General features: G+C 51.8%; 14 protein-coding genes. 10 read left to right on the forward strand and 4 right to left on the reverse strand.

Features of this window, described 5'->3' with window-relative positions:
- Window positions 1-21: 21 nt before the first annotated feature.
- The 4 genes from VJ162_RS16265 to VJ162_RS16280 are packed head-to-tail and all read left to right on the forward strand — an operon-like array spanning window position 22 to window position 5,459.
- Window positions 22-918 (forward strand): hypothetical protein, encoded by an 897-nt coding sequence (locus VJ162_RS16265; protein ID WP_324665779.1) that lies wholly within the window; start codon window positions 22-24, stop codon window positions 916-918.
- A complete protein-coding gene (locus tag VJ162_RS16270) occupies window positions 918-1,766 on the forward strand; it encodes a hypothetical protein (protein WP_324665780.1) in 849 nt (282 codons plus the stop codon). The genes VJ162_RS16265 and VJ162_RS16270 overlap by 1 nt, the downstream gene beginning before the upstream one ends.
- On the forward strand, window positions 1,763-4,783 hold the full coding sequence (locus tag VJ162_RS16275) for a hypothetical protein (protein ID WP_324665781.1): 3,021 nt from the start codon (window positions 1,763-1,765) through the stop codon (window positions 4,781-4,783). The genes VJ162_RS16270 and VJ162_RS16275 overlap by 4 nt, the downstream gene beginning before the upstream one ends.
- Window positions 4,767-5,459, forward strand: coding sequence for a hypothetical protein (locus VJ162_RS16280; protein WP_324665782.1), 693 nt, complete (start codon window positions 4,767-4,769; stop codon window positions 5,457-5,459). The genes VJ162_RS16275 and VJ162_RS16280 overlap by 17 nt, the downstream gene beginning before the upstream one ends.
- 144 nt (window positions 5,460-5,603) lie before the next feature.
- On the opposite strand, the gene VJ162_RS16285 is transcribed toward VJ162_RS16280, so the two are convergent.
- The 4 genes from VJ162_RS16285 to VJ162_RS16300 form a co-directional block, all read right to left on the reverse strand.
- Window positions 5,604-7,187: an ATP-binding protein gene (locus tag VJ162_RS16285; RefSeq protein ID WP_324665783.1), complete on the reverse strand. Its 1,584-nt coding sequence runs from the start codon at window positions 7,185-7,187 to the stop codon at window positions 5,604-5,606.
- Window positions 7,187-8,320: a tRNA-guanine transglycosylase gene (locus VJ162_RS16290; protein ID WP_324665784.1), complete on the reverse strand. Its 1,134-nt coding sequence runs from the start codon at window positions 8,318-8,320 to the stop codon at window positions 7,187-7,189. Before VJ162_RS16290 ends, VJ162_RS16285 begins: the two co-directional genes overlap by 1 nt.
- A gap of 100 nt (window positions 8,321-8,420) precedes the next feature.
- Window positions 8,421-8,879, reverse strand: a complete 459-nt coding sequence (gene yaaA / locus VJ162_RS16295) for a peroxide stress protein YaaA (RefSeq protein ID WP_324665785.1) — start codon at window positions 8,877-8,879, stop codon at window positions 8,421-8,423.
- 81 nt (window positions 8,880-8,960) lie between these two features.
- Complete coding sequence (locus VJ162_RS16300) at window positions 8,961-10,871, reverse strand: tRNA-guanine transglycosylase (RefSeq protein ID WP_324665786.1); 1,911 nt, start codon at window positions 10,869-10,871, stop codon at window positions 8,961-8,963.
- Between the two features lie 370 nt (window positions 10,872-11,241).
- Between VJ162_RS16300 and VJ162_RS16305 the strand changes: the two genes are divergently transcribed.
- The 6 genes from VJ162_RS16305 (at window position 11,242) to VJ162_RS16330 (ending at window position 14,733) form a co-directional block, all read left to right on the forward strand.
- Window positions 11,242-11,724 (forward strand): hypothetical protein, encoded by a 483-nt coding sequence (locus VJ162_RS16305; RefSeq protein ID WP_324665787.1) that lies wholly within the window; start codon window positions 11,242-11,244, stop codon window positions 11,722-11,724.
- 225 nt (window positions 11,725-11,949) lie between these two features.
- Window positions 11,950-12,411 (forward strand): 6-pyruvoyl trahydropterin synthase family protein, encoded by a 462-nt coding sequence (locus tag VJ162_RS16310; RefSeq protein WP_324665788.1) that lies wholly within the window; start codon window positions 11,950-11,952, stop codon window positions 12,409-12,411.
- A gap of 2 nt (window positions 12,412-12,413) precedes the next feature.
- Window positions 12,414-13,181, forward strand: coding sequence for a 7-carboxy-7-deazaguanine synthase QueE (locus tag VJ162_RS16315; RefSeq protein WP_324665789.1), 768 nt, complete (start codon window positions 12,414-12,416; stop codon window positions 13,179-13,181).
- Window positions 13,182-13,183: 2 nt separating this feature from the next.
- Window positions 13,184-13,792 (forward strand): GTP cyclohydrolase I, encoded by a 609-nt coding sequence (gene folE / locus VJ162_RS16320; RefSeq protein WP_324665790.1) that lies wholly within the window; start codon window positions 13,184-13,186, stop codon window positions 13,790-13,792.
- Between the two features lies 1 nt (window position 13,793).
- Complete coding sequence (gene queC / locus VJ162_RS16325; protein ID WP_324665791.1) at window positions 13,794-14,495, forward strand: 7-cyano-7-deazaguanine synthase QueC; 702 nt, start codon at window positions 13,794-13,796, stop codon at window positions 14,493-14,495.
- 103 nt (window positions 14,496-14,598) lie between these two features.
- On the forward strand, window positions 14,599-14,733 hold the full coding sequence (locus VJ162_RS16330; RefSeq protein WP_324665792.1) for a hypothetical protein: 135 nt from the start codon (window positions 14,599-14,601) through the stop codon (window positions 14,731-14,733).
- The last annotated feature ends 275 nt before the right edge of the window (window positions 14,734-15,008 follow it).

Below are 15,008 nucleotides of genomic sequence, written 5' to 3' on the forward strand. Positions count from 1 at the left end.
ACCGCTGATGAGGCAGTATCGATGAAGTGGGAGACGCTCCAATCGTTCCTCTCTCAGCAGGGCGTGTTCCTCATCCACGACACGACCGAGCAACGGTCGCAGTTCGGCCTGCTCCGCTGTCTCCCCGCGCTCGATCGTCTCGGTGTAGAGGAGTTCACGTATCCCTGGCGGTGGCGACAGCTTCAGAGCGGCGATGGACGGGGCTTGTTCTCCTATGAGTACAGCTTGCTCCAGAATATCGAGTACGAGGACCAAGTGTTGGCGGCCTTGACGACACAGTACTACGAGGATGAGACACAGCACTCGATCGGCGGCCTGATCAACCGGTGGCAGGAGAGAGGGACGATGGTCGTCGTTGCGGACGAGAAACAGTTCCAAACCCAGCAAGGGCTGCGCCCGCTCTACCACGAACCCTTCGCCATCGCACAGCGCCCCTACGACGATGTGTATGATGCCGTGAGCCAGTGGTACAACGACCAGGGATTGGATTTTCCGCTTACCGATACACGGAACGTCTTCCTCCAAGACAACGCCATCCTGTATGAACGTGTAGCGGGTGAGACCGTGACGCAGACGACCGAACTCTTCTCCCTGTTGAACGATGCACCATACCTCCCACTGTACGACGCGATTGCAGCCGCGTTCCAAAGTGACGACGGGCCTGGCACCAGTCCCAAGAAGGATGACGCGTTGCAGAACCTGGCCTCATGGCTGCGTCGCCGTATCGAATGGGACTCCTCGACAGCCATGTCGGTGGTCCGTTCCCTAAATTCGACGGTCGCGGAGAATACGCGGGCGTTCGATCCAGCCGCTGTCGCCCAAGATGCGTCGATGAGCGATGCGCGGCGCGAAGCACGCAACCTTGATTCAACTCCTATAGGGCAAACTTACAAAGCGTGGCTACAACGGAGTCCATAATGCCAGATCCTGACCAGGGATATCTTCTCAACACCATCCAGAATCCCAGGTCACTCAAACCGGTCTACGAATCAGTCAACCGCGGCAATACGACTGACGACGAAATTGTCGACGATACCGGGCTGAGTGATGCTGCCGTCGATGAAGGGGCAAAAGGGTTACAGCGGTTAGGGCTGCTTGATTCCAAAGACGAAGAGTACACCGTCCGTGACTACACGTGGTCGACAGACGACGAGACACTGGACTTCCAGTTGACCGCGTTAGAACATCTCGCGTCATCTCTCACACCGCCTGAATGGGGGAAGCAAGCCGTCTTCCACTTGAACTACGCGTACCTCATTAAGGAAGACTACCAGCGGATCAACGACAACGACGAAGCAGTCAGGAAGCAGATGGACCGCTGGGAACGCGATACCTTGGAATACTACCCGACGTACCGTGGTGACCGGATCGACCTGAACCCCAACAAGATGGAAAACTGGGGACGCCTCGCCACCTACCTAGGCCTGCTCCACCAGTACGAGACACACGAATTCACCGTCTACCCCGACCCGTCACTCATCTACCACTCGATCGAACGGGCACATGACGCCGCTGGCCGAATGGTCGACGGCAACCCCGTCATCGAGGTACCGGCGTATCTGGACTGGCTGTCGAACAACCTGCTCTACCTTCCAGACGACACTGGCGGTGTGCCCGCCATCCTCAGCCGTTCCCTCTACCAACTGATGAACGAGGAACGGATCCGGCTAGCAGAGATTGGTGATCAAGGTGCTGTCGCCTTCGACCGGATGCCGACGCACGACCGCCGCGAACAATCAGCGAACTCCATCGTTATCACATCATGAGTAGCGAAACTACATCCTCCCCTCCCGACGATCTGTTCTGCCCACACTTCCACGAAAAGGACGAGTCCGACCTGCGCAGCCTGTTCAGCCGGGTTGCTGCTGTCCGCGCCGAGAATCCGGACCTATTCTGGTTTACACATCGCCCGATCGAACTCTTCCAGACCGAAGGCGGTGTTGACGGACCATCGCTGGAAACCGATGAGGAACGAGTCGTCACCGAGGACGATGTCTACCAGGATTTCTCCGGAAGCCGCAACAAGAACTTCGCCGTCGTCATCGAGGGAGAGGTCGGAACCGGGAAATCGGAACTCTGCGTGGCGCTCACCCATCGGTTAGAGAACGACGCTGACCGTCCGATCCTCCGCGTCGACAAAGACACGGACTTGATGTCGATGCTGACGGAGGACATCCCTGACTTCTACCAGAAACACTTTGACGAGACGTTGGAGACCTCGTCCCAGTTCAAGCGGCTTGAAGACGACATTAAACAGCGGCCGCGTATGGTCGCAAGCCAGGCCGTCTACACCGCGTTGCTGGAGATCGGATGGGATGGCTACGAAACCTCGACGACACCGGAGCAAGAGGACGCCATCGTCGAGTTCGTGGCGGAACGGATCCGTGACCGGTTGGTTGAGCCCCGGCGGTACGGCGAAGAACCGAACTTAGTGACCGAGCAGGAATACGAACAGAACAGCTATCTACAGGTCTTCGACGAGGACGCCGACGCCTTTGAGGGGCATCCAGCGGAGAAACTGAGCAGCGGGTTCTGGCAGTCACTACTCGATCAGTACGATACCCCACCGTTAACTGATCTGCTGGAAGAGGTCGGTGAGAAGTTCAAAGAGGAACACGGTGACAAACGGCCAGTCGCTGTCTTCGAGGACTTCTCGATCACCGGGATGCAGGCGCGGCAGCTCCGCAATTTCATGGAACGCGACAACCCCGGTGATAACTGGGATTTCATCGTCGCTGGCACTCGCGATTCAACGGCAGTCCTCCACAAACGGACCGCGGAGGACCGGTTCCGGTTCTACCGGACGAACAAACAGAACTCCAACCAGGTCCTCTTCCTCGACGACGAGACGGCTGTTGACTTCATCCGGCCGTACCTCGGTTACATCAAGCACCACGATGGCAGCGTCCGTTACGACCGGGACGCCGGCGACTTCACCTTGCTGGACCCGGAGCCGGACTCACTGTGCGCGTCGTGTGGTTTATGCGACGACAGCTTCCGCGACTTGTTCCCCTTCAACCAGCAGTTTATCGAACGGATCTACACCGGGCTCGATGAGAGCGAGCAGTCACCCCGTGAACTGATGATCGTCGTCTTCGAGACCGTGCTCGAATACTTCAACGGGACGGCAACGTGTCCCGCCACAGCAAGCCCGTTGAACCACGTGACCAACCGGGTCGCAGCCCACGACGACGTCTACCGGGAAGCCGAAGTCTTCGCCCACGTCGCCAAATGGTACGGCGATACCGACCGATACGACGAGTACATCGCCGTTGACCGGGCCTTCCTCGAAGCATTCGGGCTGCTCCCCGAGAACCCGGCAGCGGACGACCTCCCAGCAAACATTGTACTGCTGGATGACCACGTGAAGATTCCCGGTGTCGAGTACATCCCGCCCGAGGATGAAGAGACGGAGCCGGGTGGAACCGACGAGGAGAACGAAGGTGAGGACGAAACAGATGGAGACGAGGAGGAAACAGAGGAAGACGACGAAGCGGGAGAAGGCGGTGATGGCGGAGGATTGAGCCGTGTTGAACGGATCATCAACGAGCAAAGCGGCTACGTCGACAACTGGTACGCCAACCCGCAGGACGAATCATACATCGAGACGGACGCCTACCTGCGGACAGCGTTCACCGACCTCCTCAATACGTTGACGCAGGACTACTCGCTATGGACGGACTGCGACCTCCGATACAACCTAAGCCGGTCGGATGATCCGTTCGTATATCCCTCTGCGGAGTCCTCGCCTGGCCCGGACCAGCTCGTGCTTGACCCGCAGGATTTCCAACGATCTGATATCCGTGAACTGCTGAAATACGGGATCCGAAGTGACGAGGCGGATGCGAGCGCCGACGAGCAACGGATCCTCACGTTGGTCGGTGGCCAGTTGACGGAGTACGCCCGGCAGTGGCGGGCCAAGGTCAGAGAGCAGTATATCGAGGATACATCGGTCTACTACAAGTACGATCCACCGTACGGGTTCGACGACTTCATCCTCGCAGCATATGCCTGGATCGTCGTGCTGGACGATCCGTGGCAAGAGGTAACGGCAGCAACCTTGAACGAGCGGTTCGCCGACGGTGAGGACTACGCGTTGGACACCACTTTAGCGACAGCGCTGACCGATGAACTGGCTCCTGAAGCACAGGAGTACATCGATGAGTTCATGCAGTATGCGGAGGCGTTCGACGCACTTGTCGCAGAGCGTGTCGCCGTCAATGACTCGACATTGGACCTGCCTCGTCTCCGTCGGTGGTTCTCCTATCACGACCCCCAGGACGTGTTGAGCCGTCTCCGTGCTGACCCGGACAGGTTGAGTTCGCGTATCCGGTTCGATACCGACACGAAACTGGTCGACATGGTGACCAAGGCGTATCGGATGCAGAAGTCGCTGGATCAGCAGGTAGACCAGCTGCAAGAATTCACAACGGCCCGGACGGCGCAGGATGAACTGGCAGGGACCGACATGGAGCGGATCCACGACAAGGTAGACATTCTAGATAACTATGAGGTAGACCGCACGTTGTACGAGTCGCTGCTACAGTTCGATGCGTACAGCCAGACCGAGGTTGACGAGGTGGTCGCTGCCAGCCACCTGTGTCTCGATACGTTGGGCACGTCAACGCAGGACGCGATCCACAAGATGCTGATCGAGTACAAACTGATGCAGCATGAGGTCATTGAGGCGTTCAACGAGATTGACTTCGAGACAGGTGAGTCGTCGTCGTCATTTGCCCCGTATTTCCAGGAGGTGAGTCAGTACTATGTCGGAAACAAGTGACCAGTCCCCATTTGAGCAAGAGCTAGATACGGTCCACAAACAGTATCTCCGCCAGGACTTGGAGGACCGGTTAGAGGAGGTAGCTACCGAGATGGAAGAAACCATGCTGCAGGCAATCATCGCCAGGGAGTTTCTCGATTTAGAAGTCGAAGTCTCTGACGAGGCTAAGGGGAAGGTACGTGAGGCGAAGGGGTACACCGACGACCGGGATTTTGACAACTTGGACGACCTCATCGATGACGTCGAGGATCAGGTCAGTCAAGAAGCCCGCGAAGTCGAGAACACAATCCAAGAAGAACGGACTGAGGAACGCGACCGAGTCAGGGCGATGCGGAAATTGAACGAGCATGTTGAGGCAGCCGACATGGGCAAACTCAAAGCACTCGAGTCGCTGCTCGACGACTGGGATTGGAAAGCCCACGTCTACACGGATGAAGCCGAGGACTCATTCGTGGCGAAACAAAATGAAGCCCGCGACGTTGCAGCCACTATGTCGACGGCCCTGAAACAGGTGCAGGAGGACCTGCTCGGAAGCTACAGTGGCACCACTCTCGAAGATGTCATGGACCAACTGCTGTCGGACGACTCGCTTTATTTCAACGACCTCAACGAAGAAGAACGTGAGTCACTTACCGGTTCAAGTCTCGCTGACTATCTCGAAATCCGCCTTAGCTGATCCGTTTATTTTTATGCATTTACTACCGATTATACCTATCCAAGCTTAGTACAGGTAGACTCTCCTGTGAGGTACCGAGACTGAGAATCTGGGCTGTAACGAATAATTCCAATAGTGCAGCTGGATATGATTCTCGGCCTGCGATCAATCCATAATCGCAGACGGTGTAGAATTTTGAGCTTGGTCGTCGCTTTGGGCACCCAACTGTGAAACGGCGAGGACCTCAATTTGTCCAGCTTTACCATTTGGTCCTGTGAACCGGATGAGACCACTATCGAAGTCCATCTCAAGATCGTTTCCGAGATATCCATTCCGCTCCCATTCACGAAGCTGGTCCTTGTCACCCCACTCCCAACATAGCAAAACATCGACTGGAGCAAGTGGCGCCTCGCTGCTGAGATGATCGCTGGCAGTCTGCCATACAGCTGCGCTCTGAAGAGTCCCGTCTCGATCTATAATCGCGGTCACATCCTCGGCTGGTTGATAGTCTTTAACCGAAAGATCTAGCGCGTCGGTTTGTTGGACTACTTCCTGGAGAGAAAAGAGCACCTCAGCTTTGTTTCCGGGTTCAAACTCATTGGTTCGAATTCTCTCAATCCGCTCCTCGATTTTTTTGTCCGCCGATGTGGCCCGCCGCTCGAGCTCACCTTGGCGTCGTGCACGAAGATAATCCTGGAACCAAGGATCTGAGGTTACTTTCGAGAGATAATGACTAAGCTCCTCCTCTAGAGCTTGATAGACACTGCTGGCTTTGTTTCGTATTTTTCCGCGGTTTGCAGCAAGCTCCAACTCTTGACAGTTCGCAACAAACAAAAAATGGATGAATTCATTATCGTGTGAAATAGCCTCATTGAGCCGCTCAACTTTGATGTGGTCCTTCGCGAGCCAGATACCGAACTGGGTTGAATGTCGGCCGAACGTATCGAGTTCGTTGCGTGTTTCCTTGCCACCCGCCATCCCGACAATTTCGACGTTCGCTGTCCCGTTAGCGTGACTAACTGAGAGTTCATCAGGACCGTAGATTTTACACATTCGCTCGGCTGGGAACCGGCCACTGCTTGGGCGGTGTTGCTCACTGGGGAATTCAAATTTATTGGTCATCTCTACGACCCCTTCACTATCATCGATTTCGTCATCCAACTCCAATCGGATTTTCATCTCGTGGAAGTCATCATCAAAGAAGTGGGCGGTTGACCCAGCAATGGTTTTCCATTTGAGATAGTTCTTAACTTCTCGATAGGTTAATGAATCCGGACTGAAACCTTCGCCACTTCGGAACCCAGAGATTTTGATGGTAGTACCAGAGCGAGTGGATGGAGCGTCCTTTTCTGAGACATCGTATTTCGGGAGAGTTTCATTATTTAATTTCTCCCACGGCCGGTCCATCTCAGCTATCAGCGTGGTTCCATTCTTCGTGGTATTTACTGTTATCCGGTCGCTTTTGTAGAAGATTTTCGTCCCATGGCCTTTGTACCCGATTGAATCTGTTTTTGTCGAGTTACCTAAATCGAAAAACGACGCCAATTCGTCCCGGTTCATTCCGGTGCCATCATCATCGATTACGATTGATGAACCGTTAGCGTCACGTCGGATCGAGATGGAAACAGCTTCAGCATCGGCGTCAAAGGAATTAGAGAGTGATTCCCGTAGCAACTCAAGTGGATCTTCGAAGTCACTGGCGATTTCAAGGAATTCATTGACTTCGTTAACTTTCGGCGATTTCTTCATCAGAAGTACCCCCCAAGCGATTCATTCACGATTCGGTGTGCATATTGACGAGTTCGGGCATTACGACCTACTGTATTGTCGATATAATCGATCATGGCTTGTGTTCCATCTTCTTGAATTGCCTCGCGGATACGGCTGACCTCTCGCGCTTGTATAACATGGTTATGGACCGCTGCAGGCCCCATCTGATCCTTTCGGTATTCTGTGTTCCCCCGCATACGGTTACGGAGTTCCTCACTACTGCAGACAGGACAGTCACATTTTGAGTAATCAGCTTCTTCAACTCGAATTGTCTCGGTGAGTGACACTGAGTATTTGCCGTTGATCGCAGCTTGAATATATGACGAGGAGTCGAATGAATCGACGCCGAGACCTACGAGTAGCGGGATCGAAGCTTTTGAGATCCCCAAAACGTGCAATGGAAGAGTTTCTAAGCCCCGTTCTGCCATCGCTTGTTTGCAGCCGGACACAGATTCAATGAGTACGTTCTTGTTATCCTTTTTTGGAACTAGGCTCCCAAGTGCGATACCGTCAAAAATTTCTCCGATATCAAGATTACCGAATACTGTTTCTAATTCCTGGAAATATGTATCAATCATCGAATAGTTGTATCCATGGACCGGCAAATATCTTGCTCCAGGGTATGTTTCAGAGAGACGTGCGAACTCAATAGCGTTTTTCGCAGTCTTCCGTGCTTTCTCACGTCGCTCATCGTATGAGTCATCAGGTTGGATGGGATAGTCGAGACAGACATTAATATCGCCTCCCATCTGTTCTTGCATCTCAAAGACTCGTTTTTGATTGAGATCGATTTCAAAATCGCTCCCATCAAGCCCGCCCTGCATGAGATTCTTGAATCCACCTGAGTCGCAGAATAGGAGTCCATTGAAGCCATGGAACTCATCGCGTGCTTTGATCGGAACAGAGAGGTATTCATCAAGCAGGTCTCGGTTGATACCATAATCGGTTAGAGAACCAACAGACATCATCGCTCCATTAAAATATTCACTACAATCAGTACCACCAACCCGCTCGTCACCATTTATTAGCTCTTTAACTGTACGGTGAGTACTACCACCAAACAGACTACTTTGTCTGCCGCCCCCATAGAAATTGATGACTGGGAATACCATCGGAGTATCAATTGTGGTGTCTCCGACGTGTAACTTCCCAGTTCGAGCATCACCAGCGGTTGCTGTCACCTCAAAGTCTGCATGAGATGAAAGTTGAGATTTAAGCGACATTAATAGGAGAGTTTTCAGATTTCGGTGTACGGATGATTTGTTTTAGTTTGCTGCCACGCTCTCCTAGCTTGCCAGAGAGATATTTCACATTTGCATCTATATGAGAGTCAAATCCAGCAATAGCTTGCTGATACTCCTTTCCCATATTTACAAGAATCTGATTATGCTTCGTTGTTTCAACGATGGCTGCCAGTTCATCAGGAACGGAATCCGATAATTCTGCAGCTCGTTTTGAATCCATCCGCAAATCATAGGTTGTTATCTCGGTCTCCGGTTCCAGTAGCCCATATTTCGCGGAGAGAATACGGATATCTAAATCCGGACGAATTTTTCCCTCTCTTCTAGCTTTTTTGATTATTTTGTAGAAGTATCCTGAGTACAATTCGAGCGCAGGGACAGGCTCTTCTGCCTGTTTTTTAGACTTTGAGCAAGATTGCACCAGTAACATAGTATAGCTCTTTCTTTAGGCCGCCATTACTTAAATCTGTTCAGCCACCTAGTTCAAGTCAGAAGGAGCTCTACCTCCAGATTACTCCTGCTTCAAGAAGTCAGATGATTCTACCCCTAACTCATCCATGAGTTCTTTTATATTCTCACGCCGGAAGTGCTCTGTCAGTCGCTGCGCCGATGGGTTTCGGGGGAGCAATAAACCGTGTCCATACGACTCCAGAGCCGCTCCAAGAACCTCTCTGTAATTCTTACTGGTCGCATAGGCTATTATAGAATTATATCCGTCACCGTATCGCTCCAAGTAATCAATCACTCGATCCGTAACAAGCTCAATTTGCTCTTTGTCTTGCTCCGCCAGAACATAATTGTAGTGAAGGACGGCATCGTCTTGTTCCTTTGATTCAGGAACCGGTCCATACATTCCAGAAACTGTGACTTTGTGAATTCGATCCTGGACGGATTCAATTCGATCCATCACTACAGAGTGTGTTCGAGAGTCGCTGTACGGTTTCTGCTGACTGCACGGCAACAACAGCAGTACATCTGTGCCCTCGGGTGGCTGGTAGTTTTGACGGAGAATATTGAAATCATTTGGACCGTACTCCAAGGATATCTTTCGACTCTCAGACAGCTCTTCCACACCGCCACCAAAATCTGTCAACCTGCTTTGATCCGTCTCAATATCCAATCCTGCAACCAAATCGTATGCCTCACGATTCTCTAATTCCATTTTTAGCTCAGAGTTCCTGAACTGAATATATTCTAGTCCGTTCCGAATGTCGTCGTCCCGTCGTGCAAAATCAATTACGTAGTCAAGCAAAGTTCCTTCTTGAATCTGATTCCGAACTCGTTGTACCTCATCATTGTACACCTCAAAATTATGGCGAGCCAGCTCACCGTAGTACTTAGCTTTTGTTCGTCCATCCTGTCCATAAGTTGGCTCCCGATTGAGCTGCTCAATGAGTGTCTCCGGTGTAAGGTCCGTTTCTGGGCCACAGAGGGTACAATGCTCAAGGCTACATGGGAAATCCCCATCTGTCTCTCGAAAATCCACCTCAGAATCATTGAGTTGGACATGTTCCCAAGTATCTGGTATTAGATACTTTTTGAATCGCGCAGCTTGCATGTGAGACGAACAATCAAACGTATCAACTCCGAGTAATGCAAGCAAAGAGGCTAATTTTCCACCAACGCCAAACACGTGGAGTGCTAAGTCGTCCCGTCTTTCTTCTGGAATTGCGTCTTTCGCCCCTTGAATGATATCGACTAACACCTCCGTCTTACTACGAAGTGGAACTAACGACCCAATTGCAAAGCCTTGGATCGATTGGGAGATATCCTCCTCAGCTACGCGTTCTAAGAAACTCCCGACATACCAATTGATCGTCTCGTAATCATGGCCGTGTATTGCGACGAAGACTGCCGGCTCTTCGCCACGTTTCTTTTGAGCTTTGAGTCTCTCGACACTCTTCCGATCCTGATCAGACGAAATTTTGATTTTGTCCGGATCGTCGAGGAGTTGGAGACATCGAATTGCGCTTTCAATACTGCGTTCCATCCGATCTGTCTTTTCATCTTCACGTAAGTCGGGTGGGATCGGGAAATCGAGAGTGGCGATGATGTCTCCACCAAAGTCTGTCTGCAGATTCAGGATACTATCTGGATTTGTATATAGCCCCCATTCGTTCTCTGGACCACCCTCCTCTGGCGGAGGTCCAAATGTTTCCGAGTTCATTAAACTGAATCCTCCGGAATCAATGAACACCGGAGTATCCATCTGAGCTCGCCCATCAGCTTTGAGCTTGTTTCGGATAGTCTCCTCACGCCATTCTGGCAGGGTGTTCGGAGAAACGCCGTAATCGAGGAACGACATTGCCTGGAACATAATGCCCTGGAGGTGACCCTCATCGACAATATTGTCTCTGAAATATCGCCAACCGCTACCAGAATCTAAGGTAGTTCCTCCAATGAGGTTGATTACTGGGAACATCGCCGGAGTTTCAACAGGACCGTAAGAAACATCGAGTGTCCCGAGGCGACCGTAACCCTGAGCTTTGTCTTTATTGACCCTGAAGCCCGCCATAGAGATATGGTGGGTAGTCTACCGTCGGCGCGCATAATCTCTTCGTCTCGAAAAAACACCGGTGGGGATGCAGTGGTATCTTTAATAGCCATTGTATTGAATTAAAATAGATGATGCTCTACTGATAATCGGTCATCAATCGTGAGCGTGTCAACAGGAATTATCTTGATCTACCTGTTTGATCTTTGTAGTGTTTTTATGTGATGAATACAAGGCAGAAACTCAGAAGTTAGTGTGATAATAAATCTTAATTTGACTCTGTATCTTCGACCAGTTTATGGGGAAATTTGCAAAAGCGGTTCAAAACTATATCTGTGAACTACTTGCCGAGCAGTATCCTGAAGGAAACTGGCAAACCGAGTTTAATATTGGTGGAACATCTGTTGACATAGGCGGAAGTAACGAGGATTATCAATACATAATTGAATTGGAATGGAAGCGAGCAGATCCAGCCAACAATACGGCGAAAATATTCCGTCATCTCCAGGATGAACAGCTTGAAGCAGAATGTATTGTTTTCTTCCAGATTTTCACTGACTACTATGAGCTAAGTCATGGTGGTGTATCCTCTAAAAGAAAAAATGCTGAATTTGTAGGCAAGATAGCGGCTCAAACCTTTGAGAAATTATCGTACTCCGTCGTTGCTTTCGATATGGATCCACCAAAGCGAGGGGAAAGCTGGCCAGAAACATGGAAGGAATCAGCCAATGAGACGGCCAACATCCTTTGTAACGAGATAGAACTGAAAAACAGCTTCTGACTATAATCACTAACTCTGGTAAGCCATTACGGTCAGTCCACGGTTCTACCGACCAATGGACGCAGGGGCATATATGTGCTGAATTTGCGGATGTTTGAGGAAATCCACTCAATTCACAGCAGATAGCACCGCTACAACGATTATTGGCACCAGTGTATATCAACTTCTACCAGCTATTTGTTCTCAGAGGGGTATCTATAAGTAGGACTGAAATATTCTCTGAATATGGCCAGTGGATTATCTGAAGACAAATCAACAGAGAGGAGTCTTGTTGATGCAGGTGAAAGAGAATTGCAGGTCGGTGAGGACCGCCCGATACGGATCAGTTCTGGACATCGGATTCTCCATCACGATGGCAAATGTAGCAGACCTCACGGCCACAACTACGAAATTACGGTTTCGGTAACCGGCGAACTGACTTCCGAGGGCTGGGTCGTCGACAAGGGATATATTACTTCAGTAATATCCGAATGGGACCACCGGTTCCTCGTCGAGCAGGGTGATCCGCTGATCGAGGCGTTCGAACAGAGCGGCGACAAAGACGCATTGGTTGTCCTCAACCACCCTCCCACGGCAGAGGTAATGGCGGTCCTCTTAGAGGAGAAACTGAGCGAGACGCTCCCTGATACCGTCTCAGATGTAGCCGTATCTGTGCGAGAGACAGGTGAGCTCTGTGCGGCCCCGTAATCATGCCCGTCAACGCTGACGCTGACGGTGTTGCAGCCGAGAGTGAGGGCAATCTCCCAATAAATGAGTTATTTTACTCGTTACAGGGAGAAGGCGTCTTAGCCGGCGTGCCAACGGTTTTCGTCCGTACGAGTGGGTGTAATCTCCGGTGCTGGTTCTGTGATTCCTATCACACCTCGTGGGAGCCCACTCACGCGTGGATGGATGTCGGCGAGATTCTTGCAGAGGGCGAGTCGCACGACCAGTGTGAACATGTCGTTGTCACCGGCGGCGAGCCGATGATGCATACCGAGGTCGTCGAGCTACTGAATCAGCTCTCAGCAGACGGCTACCACACCACCGTGGAAACGAACGGAACGATTCACAGAGACGCCGCAATCGACCTGGCCAGCATCAGCCCGAAGCTTGCGAGCAGTACACCGACACCAGAGAAAGATCCGAAAGGCGAGGGCGAGTGGGAAGACAAGCACGAAGAGCGACGCGTGGACATGGACGCCCTCACGTCCCTCGTTGAGCAGTACGAGTTTCAACTGAAATTTGTCGTGACCGGTGAACAGGATATGCCGGAGATCGAATCGTTGCTCCAGCGGTTGCGACAGTCAACGACACAGCGAATCAGGAACGACGACGTGCTGTTGATGCCAGAAGGAGCAACCAGAGAGCGGTTAGAGGAGACGCGTGCGGCAACGGCCGAACTGGCGATGGAGTACGGCTATCGATACACGCCGCGCCTGCATGTGGACTTGTGGAACGATGCGCCGGGAACCTAACGATGACTGACGATGTCCAAACTGAGGCCGTGGAAAGCGTCGAGAGTGTTGACGACGGAGAGACTGCAATTGACTGGTCGAAAGCTCAGGAAGGCGTTCGACTTCTATTAGAGGCGGTCGGGGAGGATCCCGAAAGCGCAGAACTTCAGGAGACGTGGCAACGTCGAGTTCCGAGCGCGTTCGAGACGCTCACTGAAGGGTCTCGCTTGGAGGAGAAACCGGACCTCCGGACTTTCGAAGCGAGCGGTAACAACTTCGTTGTCAAGACAGGAATACCGGTCTACAGTCTCTGTGAGCATCACCTCCTTCCCTACTTCGGGACGGCTACCGTTGCGTACCGACCGGATGGCGACGTTGTCGGGCTATCGAAATTGTCCCGATATGTTCGCTGGCAGTCTCGTCAGCTCACGATGCAGGAGCAGTTGACACAAGACATTGCGCATGGTCTCAGCGACGAAGTCGGTGCAGAGGCTGTTCTCGTGGAGATGTCAGCCACACATCTCTGTGAAGCGATGCGCGGTGTCGAAACGCAGACTGAAACCGTAACGAGAGCGGTGGCCGGTGAGCCAACTGAAGAGGAACGGCAGCGATTCAATGAGGCGAGCAACTAAGATGTCACAAGAACCACGAGCGGTCGTACTTGCATCGGGTGGAATGGACAGCGCCACTGCTGCGGCATTAGCGAAGGAAGCTGGCAAGGATTTGTACATGCTGCACACGTCCTATGGCCAGCGGACAGAGGCGAAGGAATTGGAGTGTGCAAAAGCACAGGCCGACTATTTCGGTGCGGCGGATTTCCTACACCTCACCACGGACCATCTCTCGAAAATCGGCAACTCGAGTCTGACTGACGATAATGTCGAGGTGGAAGACGCCGACTTAGAAAGTGAGGAGGTACCAAGTTCGTATGTCCCCTTCCGGAATTCAAATCTGCTCTCCATGGCAGTCTCCTATGCTGAAGCGAACGAGTGTGGCTCAGTATATATCGGAGCCCACTCGGAGGATTTCTCAGGGTATCCCGACTGTCGACCACAATTCTTCGAGGCGTTCCAGCATGTGGTTGATGTGGGGACGAAAGACGAGACTGATATTTCGATTGAAGCGCCGTTTACTGACTGGTCGAAAACCGATATTGCTGAACGAGGTCTCGAACTCGGTGTCCCGTATGAGCACTCTTGGAGTTGCTATCGGGATGAAGCACCAGCCTGTGGCACCTGTGATGCGTGTGCGTTCCGTCTACAGGCATTTCAGCGACTTGATGAGGTAGATCCAATCGACTATACGGAGCGGCCCGATTACGTCACTGAGGCTTAGATACTCTCTGGTCCTAAGACACTATTTGCGCGTATTTTATGTGAGCCAGAAGGGCGAGGCTCGAACATGAAACAGACACTCATACTGAGAGATAGCGACGGTAATGAGCGAGAAATCACTGAAAAGCAACATCCTGAGTGGGAACAACTTGGCGACCCATGCCCAGAATGTGGGACAACAGAGTATCGGCACTTCACAGCAGAAGGAGGCCGGTACGGAATTCAACAAGATGCAGTAGTTCGCCGTAGTGATTATTGGGGAACTGAACGTTCACTGATGACCCAATGCCTGTCATGCAAACTGGTGCTTTACCGACACCCGGCATTCAATCTCATTTATGATGCAACAGAGGAGTAGCATGTAGCAGAGTGGTGCTATTCAATATATGAACCAGTTGGCACTGTAGTTTCGCTAGACGCAACAGCTACGACTGCGTTATCTCGGTAGAAAGCGAAGAGACAGATTGGTTTGACATCCGAAATCCGTCTCTTCACTCGTGTTACGGTCGCTAAA

Origin of the sequence: Haloarcula sediminis, assembly GCF_035656455.1 — an archaeon.
Classification (GTDB): domain Archaea; phylum Halobacteriota; class Halobacteria; order Halobacteriales; family Haloarculaceae; genus Haloarcula; species Haloarcula sediminis.

Coding starts and splice junctions, on each gene's coding strand:
- VJ162_RS16285 (WP_324665783.1), bottom strand. CDS start 7,187: ATGAAGAAATCGCCGAAAGTTAACGAAGTCAATGAATTCCTTGAAATC.
- VJ162_RS16275 (WP_324665781.1), top strand. CDS start 1,763: ATGAGTAGCGAAACTACATCCTCCCCTCCCGACGATCTGTTCTGCCCA.
- VJ162_RS16310 (WP_324665788.1), top strand. CDS start 11,950: ATGGCCAGTGGATTATCTGAAGACAAATCAACAGAGAGGAGTCTTGTT.
- VJ162_RS16330 (WP_324665792.1), top strand. CDS start 14,599: ATGAGCGAGAAATCACTGAAAAGCAACATCCTGAGTGGGAACAACTTG.
- VJ162_RS16315 (WP_324665789.1), top strand. CDS start 12,414: ATGCCCGTCAACGCTGACGCTGACGGTGTTGCAGCCGAGAGTGAGGGC.
- VJ162_RS16270 (WP_324665780.1), top strand. CDS start 918: ATGCCAGATCCTGACCAGGGATATCTTCTCAACACCATCCAGAATCCC.
- VJ162_RS16280 (WP_324665782.1), top strand. CDS start 4,767: ATGTCGGAAACAAGTGACCAGTCCCCATTTGAGCAAGAGCTAGATACG.
- yaaA (WP_324665785.1), bottom strand. CDS start 8,879: ATGTTACTGGTGCAATCTTGCTCAAAGTCTAAAAAACAGGCAGAAGAG.
- VJ162_RS16305 (WP_324665787.1), top strand. CDS start 11,242: ATGGGGAAATTTGCAAAAGCGGTTCAAAACTATATCTGTGAACTACTT.
- VJ162_RS16290 (WP_324665784.1), bottom strand. CDS start 8,320: ATGGTATTCCCAGTCATCAATTTCTATGGGGGCGGCAGACAAAGTAGT.
- VJ162_RS16300 (WP_324665786.1), bottom strand. CDS start 10,871: ATGTTCCCAGTAATCAACCTCATTGGAGGAACTACCTTAGATTCTGGT.
- queC (WP_324665791.1), top strand. CDS start 13,794: ATGTCACAAGAACCACGAGCGGTCGTACTTGCATCGGGTGGAATGGAC.
- VJ162_RS16265 (WP_324665779.1), top strand. CDS start 22: ATGAAGTGGGAGACGCTCCAATCGTTCCTCTCTCAGCAGGGCGTGTTC.
- folE (WP_324665790.1), top strand. CDS start 13,184: ATGACTGACGATGTCCAAACTGAGGCCGTGGAAAGCGTCGAGAGTGTT.